This window comes from Treponema parvum (genome assembly GCF_017893945.1).
Classification (GTDB): Bacteria; Spirochaetota; Spirochaetia; order Treponematales; family Treponemataceae; genus Treponema_D; species Treponema_D parvum_A.
Genome location: NZ_CP054257.1, coordinates 743,550 through 768,185 on the forward strand (window position 1 = coordinate 743,550; position 24,636 = coordinate 768,185).

The 24,636-nt window shown below is 45.0% G+C and carries 23 protein-coding genes; 18 read left to right on the top strand and 5 right to left on the bottom strand.

Annotated elements, in window-relative coordinates:
* Positions 1-68: 68 nt before the first annotated feature.
* Entirely contained in the window at positions 69-1,271 is a 1,203-nt protein-coding gene (locus HRI96_RS03360; protein WP_210117679.1) for an integrase catalytic domain-containing protein, read from the bottom strand.
* 141 nt (positions 1,272-1,412) lie between these two features.
* On the opposite strand from HRI96_RS03360, the gene HRI96_RS03365 reads away from it, so the two are divergent.
* The 4 genes from HRI96_RS03365 to HRI96_RS03380 all read left to right on the top strand — a co-directional run bounded on the left by HRI96_RS03365 (position 1,413) and on the right by HRI96_RS03380 (position 5,368).
* Positions 1,413-2,648, top strand: a complete 1,236-nt coding sequence (locus tag HRI96_RS03365) for an MFS transporter (protein ID WP_210118112.1) — start codon at positions 1,413-1,415, stop codon at positions 2,646-2,648.
* A 130-nt stretch (positions 2,649-2,778) separates the two neighbouring features.
* Entirely contained in the window at positions 2,779-3,804 is a 1,026-nt protein-coding gene (locus tag HRI96_RS03370; RefSeq protein WP_210118113.1) for a branched-chain amino acid aminotransferase, read from the top strand.
* 311 nt (positions 3,805-4,115) lie between these two features.
* Positions 4,116-4,886, top strand: coding sequence for a threonine/serine exporter family protein (locus HRI96_RS03375; protein WP_210118114.1), 771 nt, complete (start codon positions 4,116-4,118; stop codon positions 4,884-4,886).
* Positions 4,887-4,888: 2 nt separating this feature from the next.
* A complete protein-coding gene (locus tag HRI96_RS03380; RefSeq protein WP_210118115.1) occupies positions 4,889-5,368 on the top strand; it encodes a threonine/serine exporter family protein in 480 nt (159 codons plus the stop codon).
* Positions 5,369-5,475: 107 nt separating this feature from the next.
* Here the strand turns inward: HRI96_RS03380 and HRI96_RS03385 are convergent, their stop codons facing one another.
* Positions 5,476-5,739, bottom strand: coding sequence for a type II toxin-antitoxin system RelE family toxin (locus HRI96_RS03385; RefSeq protein WP_210118116.1), 264 nt, complete (start codon positions 5,737-5,739; stop codon positions 5,476-5,478).
* Positions 5,736-5,993 carry a hypothetical protein gene (locus HRI96_RS03390; protein ID WP_210118117.1) on the bottom strand — a complete coding sequence of 86 codons (258 nt, stop codon included), beginning with the start codon at positions 5,991-5,993 and terminating at the stop codon, positions 5,736-5,738. Before HRI96_RS03390 ends, HRI96_RS03385 begins: the two co-directional genes overlap by 4 nt.
* Before the next feature lie 175 nt (positions 5,994-6,168).
* On the opposite strand from HRI96_RS03390, the gene HRI96_RS03395 reads away from it, so the two are divergent.
* Positions 6,169-7,188 carry an exodeoxyribonuclease III gene (locus HRI96_RS03395; protein ID WP_210118118.1) on the top strand — a complete coding sequence of 340 codons (1,020 nt, stop codon included), beginning with the start codon at positions 6,169-6,171 and terminating at the stop codon, positions 7,186-7,188.
* 147 nt (positions 7,189-7,335) lie between these two features.
* Here HRI96_RS03395 and greA read toward each other — a convergent pair whose 3' ends face one another.
* Both greA and HRI96_RS03405 read right to left on the bottom strand, forming a co-directional pair.
* The gene (greA, locus tag HRI96_RS03400) at positions 7,336-10,032 is read right to left on the bottom strand and encodes a transcription elongation factor GreA (protein WP_210118119.1); all 2,697 of its coding nucleotides are present in this window, start codon (positions 10,030-10,032) and stop codon (positions 7,336-7,338) included.
* 28 nt (positions 10,033-10,060) lie between these two features.
* Positions 10,061-10,990 carry a tetratricopeptide repeat protein gene (locus HRI96_RS03405; RefSeq protein WP_210118120.1) on the bottom strand — a complete coding sequence of 310 codons (930 nt, stop codon included), beginning with the start codon at positions 10,988-10,990 and terminating at the stop codon, positions 10,061-10,063.
* Between the two features lie 338 nt (positions 10,991-11,328).
* On the opposite strand from HRI96_RS03405, the gene rpe reads away from it, so the two are divergent.
* The 13 genes from rpe to HRI96_RS03470 all read left to right on the top strand — a co-directional run bounded on the left by rpe (position 11,329) and on the right by HRI96_RS03470 (position 24,526).
* The gene (gene rpe, locus HRI96_RS03410; protein WP_210118121.1) at positions 11,329-11,955 is read left to right on the top strand and encodes a ribulose-phosphate 3-epimerase; all 627 of its coding nucleotides are present in this window, start codon (positions 11,329-11,331) and stop codon (positions 11,953-11,955) included.
* Positions 11,949-12,845 carry a tetratricopeptide repeat protein gene (locus HRI96_RS03415; protein WP_210118122.1) on the top strand — a complete coding sequence of 299 codons (897 nt, stop codon included), beginning with the start codon at positions 11,949-11,951 and terminating at the stop codon, positions 12,843-12,845. Before rpe ends, HRI96_RS03415 begins: the two co-directional genes overlap by 7 nt.
* A 4-nt stretch (positions 12,846-12,849) precedes the next feature.
* Positions 12,850-14,226: a hypothetical protein gene (locus HRI96_RS03420; RefSeq protein WP_210118123.1), complete on the top strand. Its 1,377-nt coding sequence runs from the start codon at positions 12,850-12,852 to the stop codon at positions 14,224-14,226.
* A gap of 3 nt (positions 14,227-14,229) precedes the next feature.
* Positions 14,230-15,348, top strand: coding sequence for a tetratricopeptide repeat protein (locus tag HRI96_RS03425; protein ID WP_210118124.1), 1,119 nt, complete (start codon positions 14,230-14,232; stop codon positions 15,346-15,348).
* A gap of 95 nt (positions 15,349-15,443) precedes the next feature.
* Positions 15,444-16,646, top strand: a complete 1,203-nt coding sequence (recA, locus tag HRI96_RS03430; protein WP_210118125.1) for a recombinase RecA — start codon at positions 15,444-15,446, stop codon at positions 16,644-16,646.
* A complete protein-coding gene (folK, locus tag HRI96_RS03435) occupies positions 16,646-17,233 on the top strand; it encodes a 2-amino-4-hydroxy-6-hydroxymethyldihydropteridine diphosphokinase (protein WP_210118126.1) in 588 nt (195 codons plus the stop codon). The genes recA and folK overlap by 1 nt, the downstream gene beginning before the upstream one ends.
* Positions 17,202-18,014 (top strand): segregation and condensation protein A, encoded by an 813-nt coding sequence (locus HRI96_RS03440; RefSeq protein WP_210118127.1) that lies wholly within the window; start codon positions 17,202-17,204, stop codon positions 18,012-18,014. Before folK ends, HRI96_RS03440 begins: the two co-directional genes overlap by 32 nt.
* 40 nt (positions 18,015-18,054) lie before the next feature.
* Positions 18,055-18,594: an SMC-Scp complex subunit ScpB gene (gene scpB / locus HRI96_RS03445; RefSeq protein WP_210118128.1), complete on the top strand. Its 540-nt coding sequence runs from the start codon at positions 18,055-18,057 to the stop codon at positions 18,592-18,594.
* Positions 18,560-19,333, top strand: a complete 774-nt coding sequence (locus tag HRI96_RS03450; RefSeq protein WP_210118129.1) for a pseudouridine synthase — start codon at positions 18,560-18,562, stop codon at positions 19,331-19,333. The genes scpB and HRI96_RS03450 overlap by 35 nt, the downstream gene beginning before the upstream one ends.
* 18 nt (positions 19,334-19,351) lie before the next feature.
* The gene (rpsA, locus tag HRI96_RS03455; RefSeq protein WP_210118130.1) at positions 19,352-21,721 is read left to right on the top strand and encodes a 30S ribosomal protein S1; all 2,370 of its coding nucleotides are present in this window, start codon (positions 19,352-19,354) and stop codon (positions 21,719-21,721) included.
* A 149-nt stretch (positions 21,722-21,870) separates the two neighbouring features.
* Positions 21,871-22,908 (top strand): sigma 54-interacting transcriptional regulator, encoded by a 1,038-nt coding sequence (locus HRI96_RS03460; RefSeq protein WP_210118131.1) that lies wholly within the window; start codon positions 21,871-21,873, stop codon positions 22,906-22,908.
* A 69-nt stretch (positions 22,909-22,977) separates the two neighbouring features.
* Positions 22,978-23,658: a tetratricopeptide repeat protein gene (locus HRI96_RS03465; protein ID WP_210118132.1), complete on the top strand. Its 681-nt coding sequence runs from the start codon at positions 22,978-22,980 to the stop codon at positions 23,656-23,658.
* A 112-nt stretch (positions 23,659-23,770) separates the two neighbouring features.
* A complete protein-coding gene (locus tag HRI96_RS03470; RefSeq protein WP_210118133.1) occupies positions 23,771-24,526 on the top strand; it encodes a hypothetical protein in 756 nt (251 codons plus the stop codon).
* Positions 24,527-24,636: the final 110 nt, after the last annotated feature.

The window sequence follows — 24,636 nt, forward strand, 5'->3', positions numbered from 1 at the left end:
GCCGTATTTCCTCAAATAAAAATCTAACCCAAATGATTTAGGTTCCTCAAGTAAAAATCTAACCGTAGCTATTTTGACCAAGGGACAGCCATAGAGATAAGCGTACTTTGGAGCTGTTGTGTTTTCTCAAGCAACAGTTGCAAATTCAAGTTGACCATTCTCCGTCTCAGTTCCTCTTTTTCAGCAGGGCTCAGTTCCTTGCTTTCCATAAGCCTTCGGTAAGGAGTCTTAGCAGTATCATATTTTTTTATAACCTTTGCGTCTATTCGTGCCTTAGCGATAATCTTCATCGAAGGGAAAAAAAAGTTGACGAGCTTGTTATAGTATTCATACAGTTCTGCCATGACTTCTCGTGTTTCTTCTCCTTCAAAGCGGTAATAGCCGACAATTCTTCGTACCACACTGTCATTTTTCTGCTCGACAAAGCAATTGTCATTCTTTTTGTATTCTCTACCTCTGGTAAATACAACCTTATGCTCTTGGCACCATTGCAACAGCTGAGTATTTTTGAACTCACCTCCGTTATCACTGTCGATGCCTTTCATCTTAAACGGTAATTTTTCTTTTACATCATCGACCGCTTCTTTTGTCCAGCGTTGGGCTTTGTTCAAAAGAGCTCTGTTTTCCGTCCATCCTGAATGCACGTCGGTGAGTGTGAGCGTACAAACATACTGACCTTCGCTCCTCATACCGCAATGAGCGACCGTGTCGGCTTCAAAAAAGCCTGGTTTTTTCTCGTCCCAATTGAAATAGGTGCGTATGGGAATAAGCTTATTCAGATTTTTTGCAGGACGTGTGGTCGAAATACCGCGGATTGAATGTTTTGGGATTTCCGGCTTGAGAATCCTTGCGACCGTTGCGCTTGATATGGCGCTTAGTTTAAGCTTGAGTTGTTCATCATAGCCTGCCTTTTGAGCAAAGTAGTCGATGTTGTCGCGGATGAACGGAACAAGGCGTTTTGCACACAGATACATCGATAAAATCCACAGGCGAATAACTTCCTGTTGTACGTCTTGACAGTAGTATTTTTCATAGCGCCGCTTTTTGCGTACTTTCGTAATGACCTGCACGCTCTTTTTTTCAACGTTGTTAAAGTGTGTTATTTTTATGTACGCCGTGTTTTTCAAAATGTGGATGGCATACTTTCGGTTGTAGCCGGTGGTCGCAATGAACTCATCGATGATTTTCGTCTTGTGCTTTTTGCTTGCCGTACAGTAGCGTTTTGCCGTTTCTTCGGTTAATTTCTGTTTCGTTTTCATGTCTAACCCCATTTTGCCCTTCCTTCGGGCTTCTATTGTGACTCAGATTTGGGTTAGATTTTTACGTGATTCACCGCTTTTTTTTCGGTTAGATTTTACGTGAGGCAATGCGTCCGCTTGCATGATCGATAAAATCCAATTATACTTTATTTTATGTTTCACCTATTGCTCGCCGTCATCTATATCGCGTTCATCAGTTTAGGTTTGCCGGACGCGTTGCTTGGCTCCGCATGGCCGGTTATGTACCGCGAATTCAAAGTCGACGTTTCTTACGCCGGTATCATATCGATGATAATCGCTTTGGGGACGGTCGTTTCGAGTTTGCAGAGCGACCGACTTACGAAAAAATTCGGAACCGGACGGGTGACCGCCTCAAGCGTTGCGCTGACCGCTTTCGCGCTCTTTGGTTTTTCGCTTGCACATTCATTTTACGCGCTCGTCTTTTTGGCGTTTCCGTACGGGCTCGGCGCGGGCAGCGTGGATGCGTCGCTGAACAATTACGTCGCCTTGCATTATAAAAGTCGTCACATGAGTTGGCTGCACTGTATGTGGGGAGTAGGAGCGGCGATCGGCCCATACGTTATGGGCTTTGCACTGGCGCATGGGAACACGTGGAATGCCGGCTACCGCGCAATCGCGGTGCTGCAGGTCGTGTTGGCGGCAGTTCTCGTTTTCAGTTTACCGCTTTGGAAGCGAAACGACACTAGCGGCGCCGATATAAGAGTGTCCGATGAGCGATCTTTCTTGCCTGATACGGCAGCGACTTCCGCATTTGACTCGGCGGATAGCCGTCCGCTTTCGCTTAAAGAAATTGTTAATTTGCACGGTGCAAAAGCGGTGATGCTGTCATTTTTTTGTTATTCTGCAGTGGAGCAGACGAGCGGTCTTTGGGCGGCGAGCTATACGGTTTTGCACAACGGCATTTCGACGGACGTTGCGGCGCGCTATGCCGGCCTTGTTTATCTAGGCATTACTTTCGGCCGTGCGCTCGGCGGTTTTATTTCTATGCACTTGAACGATACTCAGATGGTGCGGTTAGGCGAAATCGTTATCCTTTCAGGAGTGATTTTGCTTTTTTTACCGTTCGGGAATGTGTTTACGCTTTCGGGGTTTGCGCTTATAGGACTCGGCTGTGCGCCTATTTACCCGAGCCTCATACACGCGACGCCTCATCATTTCGGAGCGAATAAGTCGCAGGCTGTCATCGGCGTACAGATGGCAAGCGCGTATATCGGTACCTGTACTATGCCACCTTTTTTCGGTTTTATTGCGAACAAATTCGGCATTTCGCTTTTGCCGGCATACCTGCTGCTGTTTTGCGTTCTTATGATCGCTTCCCACGAGCGGCTTGTACGGCTTACAAAGCGGCGCTCAGAAACAGCGGTTTAAAACAGTTTTGCGGCACCTGCGGCTCGCTGCGATATCGTGTTAGCTTTTTCGATACCTGTCTTGACAAGGCCTTTTAATAATACTAAATTTTTTTAGTAAAAATGAATGTTTTACGGTCCGGAGGTGTTTCGTGGATACAAAAAATATTGACTGGGGAAATCTTGCATTCGGTTATGTAAAGACCGATAAGCGTTTCGTTTCAAATTTTAAAAACGGAAAATGGGATTCGGGAGAACTCGTATCGGACGCTTCCATAGTTATGTCGGAATGCGCCGGCGTTCTTCAATATGCGCAGACTTGTTTTGAAGGGCTTAAAGCCTATACTACCGAAGACGGCAGAGTGGTTACTTTTCGTCCGAACCTTAATGCGGAACGTATGCATAACTCGTGTTTGCGAATGGAAATGCCCGTGTTCCCTGAAAAAGATTTTGTAAAAGCGGTTCTCTCCGTCGTCAAAGCCAATGTCAAATGGGTGCCTCCTTACGGCAGCGGCGCAACCTTGTACATAAGGCCGTTTATGTTCGGAAGCAATGCCGTGATCGGCGTAAAACCCGCCGATGAATATCAGTTTAGAATCTTCGTTACTCCTGTGGGGCCGTATTTTAAAGGCGGAATAAAACCCATATATGTGCGCATTTCCGACCGCGATCGCGCGGCGCCCCACGGCACGGGAGACATTAAGGCGGGTCTTAATTACGCTATGAGTCTTTACAATATCGTAGACGCACATAAAAAAGGATTTGCGGAAAATATCTATCTGGATCCGGCAACCCATACGTGTGTGGAAGAAACCGGCGGAGCAAACATTTTATTTGTAACTAAGGACGGAAAACTCGTTACTCCGAAATCCGACAGCATTCTTCCTTCCATAACGCGGCGTTCGCTTATCACGGTTGCAAAAGATTACCTTCATATGGAAGTCGAAGAGCGGAGCGTAAGAAAAGATGAAATTTCAGATTTTGCAGAATGCGGACTGTGCGGTACCGCCGCAGTTATTTCTCCTATAGGAAAGATATTCGATCACGGAAAAGACATTTGCTTTCCCAGCGGCACTGAAAAAATGGGGCCGGTTCTTCAAAAGCTGTACGATACTTTGACAGGCATTCAAATGGGACGGATAAAAGCGCCCGACGGCTGGATATACGAAGTAAAGTAAAATTTTTATATGGTTCAATTTCGAGTTTTATCAAACTCGAAATTTTCCTCTTTAGTTACCTAACTGAATGGCGAGTTTTGAAAACGAGATGCTCAAGGCGAGGTTCCGGCTGTGTGACGCTTCGAGCGTTATGCTTACAGAATTCTACCCTAAAAGCTCGACCGCGGCTAAGCGGACGGGTTCTCGCCGAAAGGATAGCATTATTAGCCGATATTTTAAAAAATCGATATTTTGGGCGGTTCGTATGCGATATTCCATTTAAAAACAAATGCGAATATTGAAAAAAGTCATAAGACAGCTATAATTCGTTTATGTCCAAGATAGTAAGCGATGATATACAGGATCTGGCAGTGGAGGCGGGCGCCCTGGTCCTTGAAAACGGGGGAGAAACTTATCGTGCGGAAGAGACTGTAGTCCGCGTAGCAAAATCGCTCGGAGCGAAAAATCCTTATTCGTTTGTAACGCCGACGGTAATATTGTTTTCATGGAAAAATGCTTCCGGAGAGCATTTTATGAACATGAAAAGGATCCGCCGCCGATGTACTAACCTAAAGAAACTCGCGCTTGTAAACGACTTGTCGCGCAGCATTGAATCTCACGGAAAAAATGAAACGCATGAATCGCTCCGCTTGAAATTCGACGGTATTGAAAACGCTTCAAGTTATCCCACGTTAATCCTTATATTGGCAGCTGCAATAAGTTCATCATTTTTTGCATTTATGTTTGGAGGAACTGCAAAAGATGCCGTAGCCGTGTTTTTTACGGGCTTTTTTTTGCGCCTGATGCTTATATTTTTTGAACGTCGGATACCGAACGATTTTCTTTTATCGGTCTTATCGGGAATTTTTATTGCGATCGTAGTAAGAATATTTGCGTATTTTATAAGCGACTTGAATGTAGGAATTTCCATGATTTCAGCCCTTATGATCGTCGTTCCCGGTATTACTCTTGTGACATCCATACGCGACATGATAGCAGGAGACCTTATGGCAGGTTCCGCGCGTTTGGTTGAGGCTATAATCATAGCTTCGGGACTCTCGATCGGCGCGGCGGGCGGTTTACTCATGGCAGGATTGGTGTAAAGATGGATATCCGTTTATTGACAGAATTGGTAAAAGCCTTTGCGTTCAGTTTTGTCGCTGTGGCGGGATTTTCTATCGTCTTTAATACGGAAATAAAAGACGTGTGGTGGGGTTCCGTCTTCGGCGCCGTAGGCTGGGTATTGTATACGGTTATTGCAAAGTACGCGGGCTCGGCGGCAGGAGGATATACCGCTGGCGCGTTTACCGTCGCCGTTTTTTCCGAAGTTGCCGCCATAGTTTTAAAAAGGCCTGCAACCATTTTTTTGGTTCCAAGCATTCTTCCGCTGGTGCCCGGCGGCGGAATTTATGACATGATGTTTGCAACCGTGAGCGGAGATCTGGTAAAGGCCGGAGAGGCAGGCTATAAAACTTTAATCGCCGCCGGGGCGATCGCACTGGGAATTGCGGTGGCTTCGTCTGCGGCGCGCATTTTCTCCAAGGCAATACGCTCGCATATTATACGCCGACAGTCGCAGGTGTAAATTTGTTTTCGGCGATGCCTTGAAAGCGCGCCGTGTTGTAGAAGTTGCAGCAGGGGCTGCTCCCGAAGCTTTATCATAAAGGCGGCGAATGTATTTCCACCTGATGGCTACATATCTTCATAGACTTCGCGCCTATGACCGACTTCCACAACGACAATCACAAGTTCCTTGTCCTGTATGCGGCAAATCAACCTGTAATCACCTATCCGATATCGCCAGAATCCGAGCAGGTTTCCGACAAGCATTTTTCCTGTCTCTCGCGGATTTTTCGATTTTTCAAGTTTTTTCACAAATTTCCGTATTTCTGTTTGGATAGAATGATCGAATTTTAAAAATTGTTTTTTGGCTTTTACCGTAAAAACAATTTTCATAGCCCGGCCTCTTTAAACACCTCATCTGCCGGGAAAGACTTAAAACCGCTTTTTTCGTATTCATTCCAACCTGTAACGGCAGCTTCATAATCCTCCTTGTCTTCAAGGCACTCCGCTAAAAACAACTCCGCCGCCTTATTGATAAACCAGCTGCGGGAACAACCCCGTTCGGCACAATAGGAATCAATTCGGGTAAACATATCAGGCTTAAAACTGATACTCATGCTTTTAACCTTTGCTTTTGCTGTTTTCATAAAAAACCTCTTTATATTATAACAATCTTAATATTTTTGTTATCTGTTGTCAAATTTTAATCAATCCAAAATATATTGCGATGTAAAAATTAACGGTTTGTCAATTTTTATTCAAACAAATGAGAAAAACTGCGATGTCTTGAAAGCGCGCCGTTAATTCCTTAAAATACCGGTTATGAACATTATTTCATGGAACGTAAACGGTCTTAGAGCCGTAGAAAAAAAAGGCTTTATCCCGTGGCTTTTATCATCCGGCGCCGATGTTGTGTGCATACAGGAAACAAAGGCTGACATATCTCAGCTTTCACCCGAACTTATCGCTCCCGGCGACGATCCTGCGTCCCAAGGCTCCGCTGAAGCTGATCCCGGCCTGAATCCTTCGGATGAAAATTTTTTAGCGGCCGGCAAAGACGGCAAAGGCGGCAGAGACGACAAAAATGCCAAAAACGGCATAGAAAGCAAAGACGGCGGCGAAGCCTTTAGCGGCGAAAAATCCGGAAACGGCAAAAAATCCGGGATCGGCGGAATTAGAAGCGGAATTTTTTCCGGATCCGCCGGTACAGAACCCCGTACAAAGATTTCATATTATTCTTATTTTTCTTCCGCGAAAAAAGCAGGATATTCGGGAACTGCCGTCTATTCTTTAAAAAAGCCCGACAAAGTTACAACTCTTGGGATTCCGGAATTTGACGACGAGGGCAGGGTGACGGCTGCATTTTTCGGCAGCACTGTGATAATAAGCGCTTATTTTCCGAACAGCCAGGCTGAAGGAGCTCGCCTTCCGTATAAACTGCGGTTTTGCGACGCTATTCTTAATTTCTGTGCCGACTTGGTGTCTTCCAAAAACAATGTGGTTTTGTGCGGCGATTATAATATTGCGCATAAACCGATAGATCTTGAAAATCCCAAGGCCAATGAAAACAATCCCGGTTACCTTCCCGAAGAGCGTGCGTGGATGGATAAATTCACTTCTTCAGGCTATGTAGACACTTTTAGGCGTTTTTGCGCGGATCCCAAACAGTACACTTGGTGGAGCTATCGCTTCCGTGCGCGTGAAAAGGACATAGGGTGGCGTATCGATTATCAGTGCGTGAATGAAAATTTTTTGCCGTCCGTAAAATCTTCATCCATACTGAAAAACGTGATGGGAAGCGACCATTGCCCTATAAACATAGAAATTTCAGAGTCGCTCTAGGCACAGTTGTGACCGAGGCCTGCGACGGACGCTTCCCTCCGGATGCTTCGCCTAAGAAGTGCGGTCGATTTTAACCGATGACTCGCCGGCCCCCTGAGCTCGCTCGACCGGACGCCCCATCTATCGATCGAGCGTCCGTCCGTACCGTTAGATCTTTGCCGCCTTAATGGCTTTTACCGTATAGTTATAACTATGCTCGTTTATCATAAAGGATATGTCTTCTCCTACTTTGTGATCAAGCAAAGCATCGCCGAACGGCGACATATAAGAAATTATTCCGTTATCCGGATCGGATTCCCACGGACCTAAGATCGTGTAAGTTTCGTCCTTTCCCGTATCCTTATTTAAAAGAGTTACCTTTGTAGCAAAAGATATTACGGAAGTAGTTATCGTAGTGGGATCAAAGATGACGGAACGATTTAGCTCTTCCTGCAGTTTTGCCAAAGTTACGGTAAGGTAGTGCTGATGCTCTTTTGCCGCCTTGTATTCCGCATTTTCCTTTAAGTCTCCCTGAGAGCGCGCCTCGCTTAAATCTTTTGCGTTCGCGGGAATGTCGACGTTTTGAATTTGGTCTACAAGCGCCTGCTTTTCTTCCAGCTTTTTAACGGTAACAAGCATTCCGCTCGGCGCGGAAGTTTTTTCTTCAGCCGTATGGAATTTATATTCCGGATATTTTTCAAGAATCTTATTGCGCAACGTGGCCTTTATGGAAGACTCAAGGTCGGTTATGTCGTCTATAAGGGTGTACATGCGCGTGATCGTGTCTTCACCGTTTTCAATCATATACTTGAGTAAGGTGTCGTCTTTAAACAAAAGCTGCGTCGCCGCACGGTTTATCTTTTTATTTTCCGTTGTGTTTACGTGATTGTTTATTTCACGGAACGTTTGGGTGATTATGTTGAGCAGTCCGATGAGCTGCTTTTCATACGGTATTCCGGCTTCTTTAAACCACTTTTCATTCTGACATTCTTTAAACAAATATAAGGCCGCTTCCCTGTATTCGCGCGAATTTTCAAAACTCGCCTGAGCCAGTTTTTGTACTTTTTCAGTATGTCCCGACTTTATGAGTGTTTTCAGCATATCCGATGAAAGCACTGCCGGAAACAGTCTGATATACTGATCCGCCCAATCCGGGAGCATTTTTATGGCTGCAAGATAGTTTGTCTGTAAAGACGTGTTTTTAGAATCTTTTAAAAGATCATACATTGCGCGCGGATTTTCAATGTCGTCGTAAATTTCTTTAAAAGTGTATTTTATAGGAAAGGCCAGAGACGGAATCTTCGCATTTATGTCGCGCACCACAAGGTATGAGGCAAGAATCTGTTCGTTCACCTTTGTTACCGTCTTTAAAAAACTTGTAAAATAGCTGAACATATCGGCGAACAGCTCGCTGCCCTTGTCCGTTTCATCGGCGTTGACAAATTTCATGAGAATTTCTATGCGGGCGAAGAACTGTTTTTGCGCTTTGAATTCGTTCGACAGTTTTTCTTCCAAACTGATCTCATGCTCGCGCACCGTGTACATGTTTATGTCGTTCGGATTTACGCCGAAGGAAGAATTCGATTCCAGAATTTTTTTGGCGGCGGCATTCCAAGAAGTCCATTCGCTCGGAGTTAAAATGGAATCGACCAGTTCCGCCTTTATGCGCTTAAAGTCGCAGTTGTTGTCAAAACTTTTTATTATAGTCTTTAAAGCCCATTCTTTATCATCTTTTACTTTTTTTGCCAGTTCTTCGCGCGATTTTGTGGCCTTTAATACCCATATGTGGTTTTTGGCAAGCGGCGTAAGCGCGTTTACGGCCATCTTTAAAGACATTTCGTGTATGCCGGATCTTTTGCCGAAGTTGATCGTCAAAATGTCGTTATGCACCTTACGTATGATGCCGACTCCCCATGAACGGTGAAAGACGAAGTTTTTGGCGTCAAAGGCAATGTGCTTTTCAAAATCGCTTATGGCTTCGAACACGTTTCTGAAATTCTGTGTGAGGTTGGAAGAACGTATGTAATCGTCGAGGTGGCTGTACCCGGCGTATTTGCCTTTAAAGCATTCTATTATTTCTTTTCGCGCCCAATTATCTTTAGGATCTATGGAAAGGATGAGCTTAAGTATGTCTATCGCGGTGTCCCATTTTTGAGTATCTTTATAATAGGCGTACAGTTCCTGCATCAAAAGAGCGCTTTTATCGTCGCTTATAGTTTTGGCAACTTTGCGCTGCACCAGCAGAAAAAAATCAATCTCTTCCGGTATGAGCGAAATCAATTTGGTCCAAACTTCTTTTATTATGTTCAGATTTTTTGCGCTTACATACCGCAAAAGCGCTTTTTTATAATAGGCTATCGCATTTTCTTTGTCCGAAAGTTCTTCATAGTGTTCGGCAAGGGCTTTGGCAATCTCGGCTTCTTCGTAGTCAAGTTTTACGATCCGCTCGTAAAGTTCCCAAACCTTTTCGTTGTTTTCCGCCCTGTAACGATCCGCAAGCGTGCGAAGCGCAAATTTATTGTTCGGGTCGTCCGCAAGAATAGACTCGCACAGGTATTCGACGACGGCTTCCTTGTGGTTTTTTTGAAAGATATCTACGAGCGATACGAGCGCGGAATTATCCAAAGTCCCTTTGCCCAGCGCAAGAATTCCTGAAAAATATAAGGCTATGATGCTGTCTTTGGAATGCGTCAAATGTTCGTCGCAGAGGGCTTTTATTTCATCGGCGCAGTTTTCATTGCGCGCTTTCTCTATGACGGCGGCAAGTTCAATGAGGTTGTTTTTCGTATAATTGCTTATGGCGGCGCGCGTCCATGTTTCCTCTTTAAGCATTTCCTGGACGTTTTTTATCAATTCTTCAGACATAGGTTTCTCCTTATACCGTCTTCCGGAGTTATTTTACAAAAAGCGAATATATCACCGGATCCAATATCTTTATCTTTAACAATACCTGATTGATCTTAGGCTGTTCAGTGTTCGTAAGCACATAATGATCGATCAGCCAAAAATACAGGTTTATAAGCCGCGGCGTAAGCAAGGCTTGATCGCTTGACGGATCTTTAGATTCATTCTCTTTGGCATAGATATCCTGCTTTAACCTTCCGACTTCCTGAGAACGAAGTTCCCGTTTTATATTGAAGATCCCAAACAAAACTCCGTAAACCGGAACCCATTCCTGCAGGGCGGCTCCCGTAAATCCCTTGTCCGTAACCTTGCGTATAAGGCAGCAAATCAATTCCGAATCTAAAAAACAGAAGTCGATCTTTTGCGGATCCACAAAAAAAGCTTCTTTGAACAAAACCTTTGCTTTTTTTTCTTCTCCGCAAAGAGCAAAGCAGTCGGCCAGCTCCGCTATGATCGGCGAAGAACCTGAAAAAAGAGCGTTAGCTTCCAACAGACAATTTTTTGCCGTTTCGTATTCGCCGAATTTTTTATGGCAGAGCCCGATCTTGCGGTAAATTTCAGCTTTTTGTCTGGGATCCGCCTCGTTTATCAGTTTATTATAATTTTCAAGCGCCAACGTAAAAAAACCGCGCCTTGCGGCGTACAGTATGTCGTGCGGAGTTTTTTCTCCTGCAGCTCTGCCTTCGAACGCTTTCCATTCGTGGATGATGCTTTCGCCTCGTTCAAAAGGATCTTCAACGGATTCGATTTGTCTTAACGAATTTATCATAAAATGGCAGCAGCTGAGCGCAAAAAGTATGTCTTTGTTGTCCAAATCGGACTCTGCTGCGTTTTCAAGAATTTGCTTTGCGTCTTGCGGTTTACCGTTTTCGAGGAATCCGTATGCTTGTGTCAGGTTTTCACTCAATTGAATTCCCATAGGCGTATCTTTTATTATACTAAAAAGAGCTTTTTAGTCAATGAAAATACTAAAAGTGAGCGAATAAAGGGAAAAATTTATACTATGTTTTTGGCGACTGTGTCAAGATGTTTTTTGTGATTTTTGGAAAACCGCGGCTGACGTATGAGCATGGTAAAATACTCACACTAATTCAAGGCGAAAAAGACGGAACGCGAGGCGTCAGGACGCTGCCGGGAGTGTAGTCTTTTTTTATACCGTATATTCCCATGGCGGATTTTATTTAAAAGACGCGGGCTCTAAACATGCGCTCCCAACAGATTTACAACCGCTTATTCATCTGATAATATAAAAGCGCAATGAAAAAACCGATTTTAGCTCCTTCCCTGCTTTCCGCAGATCTTTCCGATTTAAAAGGAGCATTTGAACAGATAGAAAAAAACAAAGCGGGCGCCGTTCACATAGACGTTATGGACGGAAGGTTTGTTCCTCAAATTACTTACGGGCAGCCCGTTATAAAATCGATCAGGGGGCTTTCAAAACTGCCTTTCGATATTCACCTTATGGTTGAACACCCTGAAGACCAAATTGAAAGTTTTGCTGAAGCCGGCGCGGATTGGATCACTTTTCACTATGAAAATAACGTGCATATAAATCGAATGATACAAAGCATCCGTTCCTTAGGCAAAAAAGCGGGAATCGCCATAGTTCCGTCCACGCCGGTAGTCTTGCTTTCGGAAATTCTTCCTGAAATCGACCTTGTCCTTGTGATGACCGTAAATCCCGGATTCGGGGGACAAAAATTTATAGAAGGATGTTTAGGCAAAATCGGACAATTAAAAAAAATACGGCAGGAAAACGGTTATTCTTTTGATATTTCCGTCGACGGCGGCATAAATGCAAAGACCTTGCCGCCCGTTATCGAAGCCGGCGCCGATATAATAGTTTCGGGCTCCGCCTTTTTTTCAGGAGGTCTTAAGTGGTAAATGTAAAAAAATATGTTTCGGTCGCATTAGGCGCCTTGGTCTTGCTTGCGTGTTTTCCGCTCGGCGCTCAAAAAGTTTCGGCCGCCGCCGCAAGGCAAGCCGTTTCCCAGGGGCTTGAAGCATACCGCGCAAAAGACTGGGAATCTGCGGTCTTCCTTTTGCGGAAGGCGGTTTCGTTGTATGAAAATTCCGATCCCGACACATTGTACATTCTTATTGTGGCGGAGATGTACAGCAAAGATTATTCCGGGGCGCTTTCGGACAGCGAGACCTTTTTAGACGCCCATAAAAATTCTTCTTACGTTCCTTATGTGAATTATCAGAGGGGACGCGCTTTATATCACCTCGGCGACTACGAAGCTTCCGTTATGGTGTTAAGTGATTTTTGTCATGAAAATCCCGAAAACGAGATGTATTCTTCCGCACTGTTTTGGCTTGCCGAATCATTTTATGTCGCCTGCCGATATGACACGGCGCGCGGCCTTTACGAGCGTATAATTACGGATTTTTCCGAAGATCCTCGGGCTGCCGAAGCGCAATACCGCATCGAAGTGATCGATCAACGTCTTAGAGAAGAAAAGCTCCTTTACCTTCTTAAAAAGACCGGGGAAGAATATCTTGCGGCAAAAGAAAACTATGAAAAAAATATTAAAGAATATCAGGCGGAAGGGCTTGCGGGATTGCAGAGGCGTTTGAGATCCGAACAGGACAAAAATGCGGCGCTTTCGGCGGAAGTTGAAAATTTAAAGCGCAAAAACAGCGACTTGCAAAACGATGTCGATACGTTGAATGCTCTTTCATCGTCATCCAAAGAAAATCCCGGCATTTTGATTTTAAAAGAAAAGGCCGAGGAAATTGAAAATTTAATCAATCCCAAAAACGGGCGGTAATGCAATGAAGATAAAAAAGACCTTTTTGTTTTTAAGTTTTTTTGTTTTCCTTTCGTCTTTTGCGCTTGTAAAATCGGTTTCGGAAGATCAATCATCTTCGATTTCCGATGAAGATGTCTTGTCGCCTGAGCTGCCTGTAACGCTTGAAAAAAAGAGCAGGTTCGTTCGTAAAAGTTTTACCGCCGCAAAGGGATCTGCAGGGGTGGCTCTTCAAAAAAATATGGGAACGTTCGGGCTGTATGCGGTTTTTCCCGAAGGTTTTGTAAAACCCGTTATCGCTTCCCGTCCGGATTTTTCTTCCAGCGGCTTTTACCTTAAAAGCGGAAATTCGGTCTATCAGCTTAACCGTTTGGGAGGGATCCCTTACCGCCTTGCCGTATCGGACGGCAGCGCCCAAATTGTTTACACTATCCGAAAAGAGCGCGTACAGGCTGAAGTTTCGCTTTCGATGGAGATCGGGGCGAGTTCAAAAGACGCTGAAGCGGATGTTATAAAGTTCACAGTAGAAACGACCAACACGGGATCGGATAAAAGGAATTTTGCCGTACGCGGCGTATTTGACACCGTTTTGGGAGAAATGGCTTATACTAATTTTTCTACGGCAAAAATTCCGCGGATCGACGCCGAAAGACAATTCACTACAATGCTCACGGAAAAATGGATAGTTTCAAAGAACGAATCCACGGCTATGCAGATTGTCCTTTCGGGCGCAGGCATTACGCCGCCTAAAACTGTTACGCTTGCGAACAGGGACATTATTTCTTCCGGAGCGTGGGACGGCTCGTATTACCGCGAAAACAGAATATTCAATTCGATCATGTCTTATAATAACTCCGCGGTCGACATAGTTTGGAATGATTTTTCGCTTTCTCCGGGGCAAAAAAGCGCCGTAACGTTTTATGTGGTTATAGGAGTTGAAGGAAGACAGCCCTCCGGAGCCAAGCTTTTAAATTCCTTGGCGGCAGGCGAACCCGGTTTTTTTGCCGCACCTGCTATTTCTCCTGCGACGGCCGCCGTGACCGCGACGGCCGCCGTATCTGCGGCGCACTCCGCGTCTGAAAATCCCGCCGCGTCCGTGACTTCTTCCGCGCCGGCAGAGACTTTAGATGAAGCGGTTTCGGATCCGGGTGCCGGCGATAAAATTTCAGATTCCGATGAGCTGCAAAAACTCAATGCGGCGGCTAAAGGTTCATCGCCTGTAGAATCGGCGGAATTTAACGCTCTTTCGGATAAGTATCCCAATCTCGACCTTGATTACGTGCAGTCCCTGATCGACAGGATAAACAGTTTGGAAACTTCCGGAAATGTTATCGATCCGGACGAGATTGTAAGGCTCAACGACGAGCTGGATGCCGTTTTATCGGTTTTGAGGAACAAGTAAAAAATGCGCCGTTCAGCTCTTGATACAGCCTGTACATTGATAAAGCAGCGGCAATTTGCAAAGGCCATAACTCTGCTTGAAGGGCGTTCAGATATATATGAAGAAAATTTCGATTACTACATAACGCTGGGGACAGCCTGCCTTTATGTGGGCGACGCGGGAACCGCTTCAAAGTATTATCGCAGGGCGCGTACGATAAAACTTACCGATACGCGTCTTTTGCTGGGGCAGGCTGCGATCTATCTGCGCCGCGGCGACACTGACAGGGCGTTGAGATATTACCTTGACATTATCGACAGCGATCCGGGAAATAAGATCGCGCTGCGCGCTATGGAATTCATACGCACAAAGGGAGATTACGATACGATTTGCCGCTGGGTGGACAGCGGACGCATAGAACAGTTTTATCCTGAAATCGGAGTGGATCCGTTTCGCATTTTGAGTTTTATCATTCCCGTTTTAGTATTTGCGCTCGGAGCCGTATTGGTGTTTAACCTGGCATATAAAAAGCCTGCCGTAAACGGGCCGCGAGCAAACCTTAACGCCGTAGCCCTCACTAAGGATGAAGAAAAAAATGCTCAGGAAAGAGATTTATCAGGGCAGACTTACCGCTATATTTTGACGGACGCCCAAATTTCAGAATCTTATAAAAAGGCTATGGAATTTTTTCAGGAAGAAAACGATAATGCGGCTCAGATCGAGCTTAACAGAATAGTAAATTCTAACGCCGCTTTTTCAATAAAACAAAAAGCAAATGTGTTTATGGGCTATCTTAAAGAAGCCACTTTTGATACAATACAAAAAGCTCAAAACAACTATACATATAAACAGGTTTCATCCGACGTGCCGCTTTACCTTAACTGCTGTATTTCGTGGACCGGGCGCATTTCAAACGCAAGGACTCTGGGAGACGCTTTTGAGTGCGATCTTTTAGTCGGCTATGAAACCATGAAACGCGTTGACGGGATCGTCCCCGTTTTCTTTGAAAAAGCGCCGGAGCCTCCGATCGACGGAGAAAAGCCCGTTAGAATTTTGGCTAAGGTGGCGTTGAAAGACGGTTTTTTGAGCTTGGAAGGAAGATCCGTTTACCAAAGCGTAAACGATTCTCTTGAGTTAAGATAAGGGCTGTCTCAAAAACAGTTAAAATGCGGCATTGCAGAAAATTCAATGTCCGTGCAATTAATACAGTAAGTTCCTGTGGGAGGGAAGGCAGTAAAATGGCAGAAAGCAAAGATATTCCGGCAGCCGGCGAACAGTCCGAAAAAATGAAAGCTCTTGAGGCGGCTAGGCTTCAAATCGAAAAACAATTCGGTCAGGGTTCCTTGATGAAGCTGGGGACAAAGGCCAACACGGCCGGCATAGACGTAATACCGTCAGGCTCTATTTTGCTTGACGAAGCGCTTGGAATCGGCGGCTATCCGCGCGGCCGCATCATTGAAATGTTCGGGCCGGAATCTTCAGGTAAGACTACGCTCGCCCTGCATGCGATCGCCGAAGCGCAAAAGCTCGGCGGAATCGCCGCTTTTATCGACGCGGAACACGCGCTTGATCCCCAGTACGCAAAGGCTTTGGGGGTTAACATAGACGAACTGTGGGTTTCCCAGCCGGACACGGGCGAACAGGCTCTTGAAATTGCGGAAAGCCTTGTGAGAAGCGGCGCCGTGGACATAATCGTCATAGATTCCGTAGCGGCGCTCACGCCTCAAGCCGAAATCGAAGGTGAAATGGGCGACAGCCACATGGGGCTTCAGGCCCGCCTTATGAGCCAGGCGCTGCGAAAGCTTACGGCCATAATAGGAAAATCCAATTCCATCCTTGTGTTTATAAACCAGATACGCATGAAGATCGGCGTGATGTTCGGAAATCCCGAAACTACTACGGGCGGAAACGCTCTTAAATTTTATTCTTCGGTGAGGCTTGAAATCCGCCGCATAGAATCCATAGAAAGCAAGAGTTCCGAAGAAGCGGTCGGTAATCACGTGCGCGTAAAAGTTGTAAAAAACAAGGTCGCTCCGCCTTTCCGCAAGGTTGAAATCGATATTTATTTCGGCAAGGGAATATCCGCCGTAGCAAGTCTGCTCGACTCCGCCGTAAAACACGGTCTTATAGACAAAAAAGGCGCTTGGTACACGGCAGGCGAAGAAAAAGTCGGGCAGGGAAAGGAAAACGCGATTGCATTTTTAGAGCAGAACAAGGAATTTACTCAAAAGATTGAAACACAGCTTAGAGAATCTCTGTTTCCGTTTCAGGTTTTAAAAGCCAAGGAAATGCTCCCTTCGGGAAAGATCGCCGCCGCAAAAGCCTCTGCAAAGATGCGCTCCGCTGCTGACAGCCGTGTAGAACTTACGCCTAAAGGTTCCGCTATAGCAAAGGAGCAGGGAAAAAGCGAAGGTGAAACTCCTCCTTCCGAATTATTTTAATGATCCCCGTTGTATTGGGACTCGGCTCGAACACGCCTTTTAAAGGTCTGTCTCCCGTAGAGCTTTTGGGGCGTTCCTGCATTTTTTTACGCGGTCTTTTTTTTTCTTGTTCGCAAGAAGATACTCTTTTTTCGTCGGTATACCGCACAAAGGCGATGTATGTTACCGACCAAAGCGATTTTTTTAACATGGCGGCGATAGGTTTTGTAAACGATTCTTTTAGCCCCAAGGATCTTTTGTCCGAAATTCACAAGATCGAATCCGCTCTCGGACGCGACAGACGGCATGAGATAAGGAACGGACCGCGTTCGATGGATATAGACATAGAATTGTTCGGCAAGTTGAATGTCGATGAAGATGATCTTAAAATACCGCATCCGCGCCTCTATGAGAGAGCATTTGTTTTAATTCCGATACTGGAGATTTTACCGAAATCTGCCGATTTTATAGACAGGGAAATTTTTGCCGATAAGCTTGAGCGCTTGCCCGAGCAGGGCGTGGAATTGTACATGCAGTTTGCAAAATTCCTTAAAAAATATTTCCCGGAGGCGGCGGATGGATACAAACAGGAATTTAAATTCGGTTAAAAGCGCTGTAGGTTCTGCGGGCTTACCGAATGACACGGAGACTGCGGCTAAAAGCAGGCGGAAGTATACCGCGGGAGAATTTGAGGGCCCCCTCGACTTATTGTGGACTCTCATACGTGAAAGCAAAGTCAACATATATGACATTCCCATCGCACAGATTACGGAACAATATCTTGAATACTTGGATTTTGCCGTTCAAACCGATTTAAGCGATCTGTCGGAATTTTACAGCTGGGCGGCAAAGCTTATCTACATAAAAAGCCGTATGTTGCTCCCCATCGAAATAACCGGGGACGACGAAGACATCGAAGATCCCAGACAGGAACTTGTCGCCAAACTCATCGAATACCAAAAATTTAAAAAACTTTCCGTCCTGATGGAAGAAAAAGAAGAAGCCGGCGAGTGGAGCTTTGAAAGAAAGAAATTTCAGTGCGTTTTGCCGTTTGAAGAAGAAGAATCCCAGTGGAAAAAGGTGGACACTTGGGATTTGTTGCAGCAAATGCAGAAAATTTTTCATGACATGGTCGCCGTGTATTCCAACGAAAAAATAATCAACATGTATGAAGAAGTTTCGATCAATGAAAAGATAACGCTGATATCGGAACTGTTGGACAATAAAGGCGAATTCATGTTTACGGAATTGATCGTGCGCCGCGGAAACGAAATGGACATAATATGCGCTTTTATGGCGATCCTTGAAGCGGTTAAATTTAAGATGGCCAGCATCTATCAAAATAAATTGTTCGGTGATATAAAGATATGCCGCTACAAGGCCGCATGACAAGGTTGTGCGTATAAATCATGTTTTTTAGAGGTACGAGTTGGAATTATTAAAAGAATCCGCCTTGGTTGAAGCGGTGTTGTTTTTGGAGCATGAACCTCAAACCGAAAAGGCTCTTGCAGCTTCGGCGCAGTTGTCGGAAGAAGTGGTTTCCCGCTGCATTGAAATTCTTAAAGAAAAATATGCATCTGAAAATTCCGGCATAGATCTTGCAAGAATCACGGGCGGCTGGTCTCTTGTTCCTAAAAAATATATTTGGGACGTATTAAAAGAAAAATACGGCAACAAAAACGAAGGAAAATTATCTAGACCCGCCATAGAAACTCTTTCCATTGTAGCCTATTCTCAGCCTGTAACGCGTGCGGAAATAGAAGCTATCCGCGGAGTTTCCGCCGACACAATGATCAGGCTTTTGATGGAAAGAAATTTGATAAAGGAAGTGGGCAAAAAAGACATTCCGGGAAAGCCCACTCTTTACGGCACCACAAAGGAATTCTTAAAATTTTTCCGCTTAAACAGCATTGCGGATTTGCCGCGGCTTGACGATGAGGAGAACGAACGCTTTGAGCTTGCCCGCTGAAAATGCTTCTGTGAGCGAAAAAAAAGATACTATACGTTTGCAGGCTTTTATCGCCCGCTGTGGAATAGCCAGCCGCAGAAGCGCCGAAAAACTTATAACCGAAGGGCGCGTCAGCGTTAACGGAAACACGGTGAGCGAACTTGGAACAAAGGTTTCGCTTTCTGACTTCGTTTGCGTTGACGGGAAACCTGTCGCCCTTGAAGAGAAAAAACGCTACGTGCTTTTGAATAAACCCGCGGGGTACGTGTGTTCGCTTTCCGACGAAAAAGGACGTCCCGTCGCTGCGGATTTACTGAAAGAACATTTTAAAGAAAGGCTGTATAATGTAGGGCGGCTCGATATGTTCAGCTCCGGGCTGCTTATTTTTACGAACGACGGAGATTTTGCGGCAAAACTTTCGCACCCGTCTGCGGAAATCGAAAAGGAATACGTCGTAGACACAAGCCTTGCCGTTCCGAGAACTCTTTCCGAAGAATTTAAAAAAGGCCTCCGCGTAGACGGAATTTTTTACCGCTGCGTTGACGCGCGGCAGCTGAACGCCAGGCGCATGCAGATAGTTCTTACGGAAGGTAAAAATCGGGAAATCCGGAGAGTTTTTGAATCTATGGAAATAGGAATAAAACAGTTGACCAGAGTAAGAATCGGGAATTTGCTTTTGGAAGACTTGAAGCCCGGGGAATTCAGAGAACTTGCCCCGTCTGAAATAAAAAACTTATTAAGCCTTTGCAAACGGCAATGAATATTTACGGAGAATGATATGATCATAGCGATCGACGGTCCTGCCGGAACAGGAAAAAGCACAATAGCAAATCTTATCGCGCAAAAACTCGGGATTTTATACTTGAACAGCGGCAGCTTTTACCGTGCGCTGACGCTCGCACTGCTTGAAGCGGGTTTCGACCTTTCTGAAAATAAAGACGAAGACGCTATCACGGATTTTTGCAAAAAGCAAAAAATAGAATATGTAAATTCCCATCTAATACTAAACGGAGTTGACGTTGAATCCCGCCTTCATGAAGACTCGGTGACGGCGCATGCTTCGCAGGTTTCTTCGATAATCGCCGTGCGGCACTTGGTGAACGATCTCATGCACAAGATCACCGATTCGCTGAGCATAGTGTGCGAAGGCCGCGATATGACGACGGTAGTGTTTCCTACCGCCGAACATAAGTTTTATCTGGACGCTTCGATAGACGTGCAGGCCAAGCGGCGCTTTGATCAGGGCGTGAGCAAATTATCTTTGGAAGAAATAAAAGAAGCGATTAAAAAACGCGATGAAAGCGATAAAAATAAAGCGGAAGGCGCCCTTAAGATAGCCGATGACGCCGTTTACATAGATACCTCAGACTTGACCATAGAACAGGTTTGTGCAATAATCTTAAATAATATTCATAAAAAAGGGTTTGTAATGGAAGAAATGGAAGTGGAAAAAGATGCGGCTCAGACTCCCAAGAGCAGTATCCAGACACAATTTGAAGAATCTCTGAAAACTCTCGGTGTTTTGGAAGACGGACAGCTTGTCGACGGAAATGTCATTCAGGTAACTGCGGATTCAGTCTTTCTTGATATCGGATATAAGTCGGAGGCGAGACTCCCCGTTACGGAGTTTGCAGATGCTCTGCCTAAAGTGGGGGACGTGGTTACGGTCGTCCTTCTTAGAAAGAACGGCAGAAATGGTCCTGAAGTTTCCAAATCAAAGGCGGACGCAAAGCAGATATGGAAAGATATCCGAAAAGCTTTTGACGAAAAAGCGCCGGTTACGGGAACCGTTTCAAAGGTTGTAAAAGGCGGCTATGAGGTCAGCCTCGGCGGCGATATTCACGCGTTCCTGCCGATAAGCCAGGCGGACAGCCAAAAAGTTGAAAAGCCTGAAAGCCTGATAGGACTGAAATCTCCGTTTTATATAGAGCGGCTTTATTCCGACAACAAGGCAAACGTCGTCGTAAATCGCAGAAAATATCTTGAAGAACAAATAGATAAAAACCGTGAAAAATTCTTTGAAACGGTAAAAATCGGAGACACCGTAAAAGGCGTTGTAAAGAGTTTTACCAGTTTCGGCGCCTTTATCGATCTCGGCGGATTTGACGGTCTTTTGCATATAAATGATATGAGTTGGGGACATGTTACCCGGCCTAAGGATTTTGTAAAAAAAGGTCAGGAAGTGGAGCTTAAAGTCATACGGCTTGAACCTGAAGAAAAACGCATAAATCTGTCTTTAAAGCATTTCCTTGAAGATCCGTGGGTGCATTTTGAAGAAAAATACCATGTAAACGACGTAGTAAAGGGAAAGGTTACGAAACTTACCGATTTCGGCGCTTTTATAGAGCTGGAAGAAGGTATCGAAGGGCTTGCGCATATAAGCGAATTTTCATGGACGAAAAAGGTCAATAAGCCTTCCGACATGGTTAAAGTCGGCGATGAAATCGAATGCATGATCTTAGGCTACGATATTCAGGCCGGTCGCGTTTCTTTGGGACTGAAACAGGTTACCGAAAACCCGTGGGATTCCATTGCTGAAAAATATCCTGTAGGAACCAAGATAGACGGAAAGGTTGTAAAATTGACAAATGCGGGAGCCTTTGTTTCAATCGAAGACGGAATAGACGGATTCCTTCATGTGGACGACCTTTCATGGACAAAGAAAGTCAAACACCCCGGTAGCGAAATTTCCGTAGGGCAGGATGTCAAGGTTGTAATCATAGAAAACGACCCTGAAAATCACCACATACGCGTAGGACTTAAGCAGCTGGAAAGCAATCCTTGGAAGCAGTTTGCAGCGGATTACAAACAGGGTTCGACTTTTGAAGGCGAGATAACTTCGATCACGGATTTCGGACTGTTTGTCAAAGCTCCGTCCGGTATCGAAGGTCTTGTAAACAAATCGAATTTGAGCGACGACAAGGAAGTTCCCTTTGAAGAAGCCGTTAAAAAATACAACGTAGGCGATAAGATTAACGTATACGTTGTCGACATAAACGTGGATAAGGAAAAAGCCGCTTTTTCCGTAAGGGAATACAAAAAGAAGCAGCAGCGTGACGAGATTTCACGCTATATGTCTTCATCTTCCGACGATGACGACGGCGCCTATACGCTCGGCGATTTTATGAAGACAAAAAACAACGAATAGCTGAGTTACCGCAAGTTTAATCGGTTTTATTCGCGTATGAATCAAGGAAACCGTTCAAAAGCTGAAGTTTTTGGGCGGTTCTCCCCTTTGAATGAGGGACTGTAATATTGTTTGCCGGCGATGATCTTAGAGCATTTGAAGTATTTTGCTTGAATGAAGACACCGGAAAAGGAAATGTTTCAAAAAATACCGACGATGTAATATCTGCAAACGCAGTCTATGCGGAGCGTCCGGCCAATGCTTTTACGGCTAAGAGCCGAGTGATCTCGGATCTTTACCGTGTAATGGAATCGGTCGCTCTTTCCGATGCGCCGGTATTGCTGACCGGTGAAAACGGAAGCGGAAAAAACTTTTTTGCGCGAAAGCTGCATTTGAAAAGCAAACGCAAAAACGCTCCTTTTGTCCGTGCGGATTGTATAGCTTTTTTGCAGGAAGGAGTTTTTGAGAATCGGATAAAAAATTACGAGCGGATGTTGGCAACGGCGGACGGCGGAACCTTGTTTTTTGACGGAATAGAAAAACTACCGCTCAATCTTCAGACTGTTTTGCTGGATCGCATGGCGCCTTATTCGAAATCTTCAGGGACAGTCTCGGATAAGACGGCCGCTTTTAATGTGAGGATAATTGCGTCTGCGGAATGTGATCTTGAGGCGTCTGTAAAAGACGGGCGGTTTTTGATCGATCTGTATCACCGTCTCAATACGTTTCCTATAAATATTCCGCCGCTCAGGGAACGGAAAGAGGATATAGAACCTTTAGCCGAGTTTTTTTTGAAAAAATTCGGCCGAAAGACAAAGAAGCAATTTTCGGGATTTTCGTCGTCCGCCGCTAAAGCTCTGCACGACTACTATTGGCCGGGAAATGTCCGTGAGCTTAAAAATACGGTGGAATATGCCTGTATTTTAGGCGAAGAGCCGTTCATTCAAGACTGGGACTTGCGGTTTTCAAAAAGCTTTTCCGGAACGGCGTGCGGACAAGTTGCCGCCGAAGAGAAAAATCCGTCTTCGACGGAAGACAGAACGCTAAAAGCCGCTTTAAGCAGGTTCAAGAGAGCATATATCTGTAAGATTCTTGACGAAACGTCTTGGAATCAGACTAAGGCTGGAAAGATATTGGGAATACAGCGGACTTATATTTCCCGCTTGCTGAACGAGCTGCACGTCCGCGAAGACAAAGACCGTAAGTAAGGCGGATATTTGTCGTTAAATTAAGTTAACCGGATACGATAAAAATTGTATCTTTTGCAGGAGTCTTGTATGGCGCAAGAAAAAATTGAAAAAAAAACATTTTCCGAAGTATTGGGAAATTTTATTTTAAAAAACAGAAAAATAATTTTGTGCGTTTTTGCCGTTTCGGCGGCGGTGATTTTGGCATACGCCGTTATTGCAACCGTTTCCGGAAAAAATGTGGAAGCCGGACTTGAAAAGATAGATAAAATCACTTATTCATTGACCGATAAATCTTCGGATCTTTCAGAGGCGGAGCTTGAGGCGCGCCGCGGCGACGCCCTCAAAGAACTTTCGGAATTCACGGCTAAGGGCGGTATTGTGGGTGCGCGCGCCTCGATGCTTTGCGCAGAAATATATTTTCAGAAAAAAGATTATATGAACGCCCGCACACAATGGCTTGCTTCAGCTTCAAAAGCAAAAAAATCTTATATTGCGCCGCTTGCGTATTTTAACGCCGCCGTATGCAGCGAAGAACTCGGCGATTCCGACAGCGCGATAAAATATTATGACGAAGCGTCAAAGTTCGAGGATTTTTTAGAACTTTCCCATGCATTGTTCAGTTTGGGCAGACTTCAGGAAGAAAAACAGGATTTTACTTCCGCCGAAGCGTCTTATAAAAAGATTGTGGATAAAAACCCGTCGGAATCATGGGCAAAGCTTGCGAAAAACCGCATTATTGCGCTTCAAGCCCAAGGAAAATTACAATAAAAGCTCGACCGCGGCATACACCGTGAGGCGAAGCCTAACGGCGTTTTTGCAGAAAGCATAGCGTTATTAGTTTAAATTTTAAACTTGATATTTGACCAATATGTAATTTGGTATGAAAAAATTTATACTTGGAAAACGTAAAAGGATTCTTTTTTCGATACCGGCATGCGTCTTGTTCCTTTTATTTTTCCAAGCTTGCGGCTTACAAGAATATTTTGCGCTGGATCCTCCGGTAGCCTATCACACACCTGACTATAGTACTTCAAACTATACGGAAAAATATTTCAGATTCGGAACGGCGTCCAACAGTAGTTCCGGTGAATTTATTGCCGAAGGAACCGCCGTATATTATAAGATCTACTCAAGTTACTCTGAAATGAATTCCCACATAAGTTCCGTAAACGCTTTGAATACCTTAAGCAACGGCACCGCTTCTGCGCGCCGGGTGATAGAAACATATTCTTATAAACCCGTAGGAACTTCCGCCGGTAGTAGCAGGACGCCTTTAATCGCGAATAATGGAGCGCAAACGGTTTACATACGCCTTATGTCCTATGGAACAGATTCAAATTTCAGCTCGAAAGTTATCATCGCCGGAACGGAACAGAGCTGGAAACCCGTTAGATACGATAACAGGCGCACGTTTGAGTTCGGGCGGGGAGCAAATACATATGCAAATTATGAGAACAACGCGACACCTTCAACCGGCGACGACGACGTATACGGTTCTTCATCGCCTTTCGACAATGTTTGGTATGTAAACATGTATGCAATTTCCGTCGGACGCGACGCTTCTTACACGCCGTACTACAGCCTTGTTACGTGGCTGGGCTCCGTCGCTATCGACGCCGGCTCTAAAAATAACTGAAAAATTTGTATTCGATTGGCTATAGGATAACGCGGAACGCGATGCCGCGGCGCCTTGCTGCACGCGGACACGCGCAGATTTGCTACTTGAAGTAAAAAATGAAAAAGGGT